This is a genomic window from Actinomyces acetigenes (assembly GCF_031296635.1).
Taxonomy (GTDB): Bacteria; Actinomycetota; Actinomycetes; order Actinomycetales; family Actinomycetaceae; genus Actinomyces; species Actinomyces acetigenes.
Map to the genome: position 1 here is coordinate 1 of NZ_JASPFC010000072.1, position 4,080 is coordinate 4,080.

Here is a 4,080-nt window from a genome sequence, read left to right on the forward strand (position 1 = left end):
CGGAAGGAGGGCAGGGTGACCTCGCCGCGGGTCTCGGTGTCCGAGCTACGGGGCTTGGCGTACTGGCCGGCCATGCGGCCGACCTTGACCACGGGCGTGGAGGCGCCGTAGGTGAGGACCGCGGCCATCTGGAGGATGGTCTGGACCTTGAGGCGGATGTTGTCGGCCGTGTTGTGGGCGAAGGACTCGGCACAGTCCCCGCCCATGAGGACGAAGGCGTCCCCGGCGCTGGCCTGGGCGATGAGGTCACGCAAGGAGTCGACCTCTCCGGCGAAGACGAGCGGGGGCCGGCGGCGCAGGTCCGTCACCACGTCGGCCAGGGCGGCCTCATCGGGGTAGGCGGGCTGCTGGAGGGCGGGCAGGTGGCGCCATGCGGGGGCCTGGGCGTCCGTGCGGGCGGCGGAGAGCTCATTCATCACGCCTGTCAGCATAAGCCAGTCGGGAGATTGCCCGGGATCGGCGCCGCATCGCGAAACACGGGGCTGGGAGACGAATTCTGTCACTACGGGCGACTTTTAGGGCTGCAGCAGAGCCCGCACGGACTGGTTGCAACGCCCTGACCTGCACGGATGCGAAGGCTGCCGTGCCGGAAGCGCCGCAGGCCGGTCGAATAGTCGCCAAACGTGACACCTGGGGCCGCTGGCACCATCCTCCTGGGCACAGACGTGCACAGAGGAGCGGCCGGTGCCGTCACGAGGACGGCACCGGCCGCGGCAGGGTGCGAGCTCAGCCTCAGTGCTCGGGGGCGACCTCGGCGGGCTCGACCTTCTGGCCCAGGTCGGCCATGAGGTCGGTGAACCAGGCCTGGGTGATGTCGAAGGGCTTGGCGCCGGCGATGCGCGGGAAGGCGATCGCGGTGAGCTCGTCGTTGTTCTCCTCGTCCTGGCCGATGACGCCGGACTCGCCACGCAGGGCGCAGTCGACGGCCAGGTCGCACATCTTCTTGATGAGGGCGAGGTCCTCGGCGTTGGCGTGGGCGGCCCGCGAGTAGTAGCCGGACTTCTGGACCATGACCTTCTCAGCACCGATGAGCTCGGCGAACTGCTTGGCGAACCACTGGCCGGGGTTGATGGTGTCGAGCTTGACGTGGCCGAAGGGGTCGCGCTGGACCTCCTGGCCGGCGGCCTCCATCTCCGCGATGATCTCGGGGACGCCGGCGCCCTCGGACAGGAAGATGTTGACGTTGCCCTGCTCGTCCATGATGGCCTTGAGGCGCTCGGCCTCGGCGGCGATGTCGAGCTTCATCTCGGGGAGGAAGACGGCGTGGACGTCCCAGCGTTCCTTGGTCAGGCCGAGGGAGGGGGCCCACTGCTTGGTCTGGAGCAGGTCATGGTAGCGGCGGGCGGTCTCGGCGGTGAGGTAGCCGCAGTTGCGGCCCATGCACTCGTGGACGATGAGCATGCGGGGGTTGGAGCGGTGCTCGCCGATGACGTTGAAGGCGAAGCCGGCGCCCTCGTCGGCCGCGGTCCAGGCGCCCAGGGACTGGCGGATCGGGACCACGTCGTTGTCGATGGTCTTGGGCAGGCCGACGACGGTGAGCTCGTAGTCGTTCTCGTGGAGGTAGGCGGCCAGGTCGGCGGCGGTGGTGTTGGTGTCGTCACCACCGATGGTGTGCAGGACGTCGACGCCGTCCTTGCGCAGCTGCTCGGCGGCGAACTCCAGGGGGTTGACGCCCTCCTTCACCAGGCCGCGCTCGACGAGGTTCTTGGCGTTGGTGAGCTTGACGCGGGAGTTGCCGATCGGGGACCCGCCGAAGTCACGCAGGATGCCGGCATTCTTGCGGCCCTCGTCGTCGATGACGATGTAGTTGCCGGTGAGCAGGCCGTGGTAACCGTACTGGTAGGCGATGATCTCGACCTCGGGAGCGACCTGCGTGTAGCGCTCGATGAGGTCGCCGACGGCGGCGGACAGACAGGGGGCGAAACCGCCAGCGGTGAGCAGGGCGACGCGACGAATCGACATCGGGAACCTTTCCTTGGATGCGAGGAGTGACGGTACCATCCTAACGGTACGCCCCGGTGTGCCCGCCAGGCCCTTCGGGCCCGAGGTCGGGGTCGGACTCTGGGGGTGTGCCGCCCTCAGGCTCGGCGAGAATCCGCTCGTCAACGAGCTGTACTGCCAGTTCCGGCGCCACACGCACCAGTACATCGAAGCTGTCCCACACGGACACACCGTAAAGCCAAGAGCGAGCGAGCACAGAACGAGCTAGGCCAAGCCACCGTTCACGCATCGGAGAACTCGCGTCAACATGATCGGCTGCGTCAAGACATACGGACGCAAGGACGGAACAATATTCCTGAGCCGACATCCGAACACTAAATCGTTCAGCCTCAGCTAACGCGGAATCTAGGACATTAATAGCCTCACCTGAAGAGTTGTGTCTGACATAATAGTTCATAACCGCTGAATGAGCGCAAATTCGGAAACTGGGATACCTTATCATAGAGACGATATTCAAGGCCTCCTCAATGGCGCCCACACCGATCAGCGCCTCCACTACTGAAACATGAGTCAAAGAACCATAAACTGATCGAACTACGTTCGCCGCATCCTCAGCCACACTTTTCGCCCTAACAGAATCACCTGCACGAACTAGAACTTCAGAAACATTTGCCAGGATTCGCGCACGGACCTCATTCTCCTTGATCAGTTCTGCTGAATTCACCGCATCCTCAGCCACACTTTTCGCCCTATCAGAATCACCTGCACGAACTAGAACTTCAGAAACATTTGCCAGGATTCGCGCACGGTCCCCAGCCTTCGGTTCTTTACGGGCAATTTCGAGAACCGAATCGACATCAAACCAAACCTGCGCAGCCAGCGCCTCCTTCTGAGCAGTTGCGTGCTCTTCAGGATCCTCAATCTGCTCTGCTGCGCTCACCGCATCCTCAGCCACACTTTTCGCCCTGCCAGTGTCACCCGCCCCAGCCAACACACTCGTCACCTTCACCAGCGCCTTAACATACCACAAGGATCCCGCAATTCGATTCGCCACATTGAGAGCATCTGTAACCCGATTCATGCAAGACAACCAACCCACTATATTCGTCAAAGCCTTACAACGGGCCCAACTGTCATCTATTCTCTCAGCCACACCAAGAGCCTTTTCAAAGCAACCGACCCTCAAATAGGCATCAACCACGCGCTCTTGATCCTGCGTACGCCACACGGACGCTTTCATCCTCTCTACCTCGTTCGCTATGTTTTCAACGACCTTCCTCGCTCTCTCTTTTTCTCCCATTTGAGCCAACGCATCTACTATACACACCAAACTACGCGAACGATGATAGAGCTCGATTCTCCTATCATCCAAATTGGCCGTTTCGAAAATCTGTCGCGCCCTTTGAATGTCTCCAGCTTGAGCCAAAGCACCCGTCACATGCCCTACAACTTCCGCCCGCCACGAGGGGGCATCAATTTGCTCAGCCACGTCAGCTGCATTTTCGGAAACCTGTCTCGCTCTCTCATTGTCTCCAACCTGAGCCAAAGCACCCGCCACACGCACTAACGCTCTCGCATGCCACCCAGGATCATCAATGCGCTCCACAACCTCAAAAGCCTGATCCACATGACCAACACTCACCAAACCAGCCACCAAACGATCTAAAATATATCCGCGTGAAAAATCGTCGTGGACTTGTTCAACTACAGTTGTCACAATTTCGGGAACTATTCTGACGCCACCAATCAATCCTCTTCGAACCAACACAGCCACCACCCCCTTCAGAAATGCGACATGCTGAACACCTCTCTGAACTTGTTCAGCTAGCCTCTCGACATTCTCGGCAATCTGTCGCGCCCTTCCAATATCTCCCGTTTGAGCCAAAATACCCGCCACACGCACTAAAATTTCCGCACGCCAATCGGGAGCATCAATTTGCTCAGCCACGTCAGCTGCATTTTCGGAAACCTGTCTCGCTCTCTCATTGTCTCCGACCTGAGCCAAAGCACCCGCCACACGCACTAACGCTCTCGCACGCCACCTAGGATCATCAATGCGCTCCACAACCTCAAAAGCCTGATCCACATGACCAGCACTTACCAGCCCACTCACCACGTGCGTCAAGGCTTTCGCACGCC

The 4,080-nt window shown here is 60.7% G+C and carries 3 protein-coding genes; all 3 read right to left on the minus strand.

Going from position 1 to position 4,080, the window contains the following annotated elements; translation table 11 throughout:
* Nucleotides 1–416, minus strand: a 416-nt coding sequence (locus tag RIV14_RS13405) for a 3-deoxy-7-phosphoheptulonate synthase (protein WP_309325239.1), incomplete at its 3' end; no start/stop codon positions are given.
* Between the two features lie 316 nt (nucleotides 417–732).
* A complete protein-coding gene (locus RIV14_RS13410; RefSeq protein ID WP_075373713.1) occupies nucleotides 733–1,962 on the minus strand; it encodes a pyrophosphate--fructose-6-phosphate 1-phosphotransferase in 1,230 nt (409 codons plus the stop codon).
* A 40-nt stretch (nucleotides 1,963–2,002) separates the two neighbouring features.
* A partial coding sequence (locus tag RIV14_RS13415) for an ATP-binding protein (protein WP_309325241.1) occupies nucleotides 2,003–4,080 on the minus strand: 2,078 nt, incomplete at its 5' end.

Coding starts and splice junctions, on each gene's coding strand:
- RIV14_RS13410 (WP_075373713.1), bottom strand. CDS start 1,962: ATGTCGATTCGTCGCGTCGCCCTGCTCACCGCTGGCGGTTTCGCCCCC.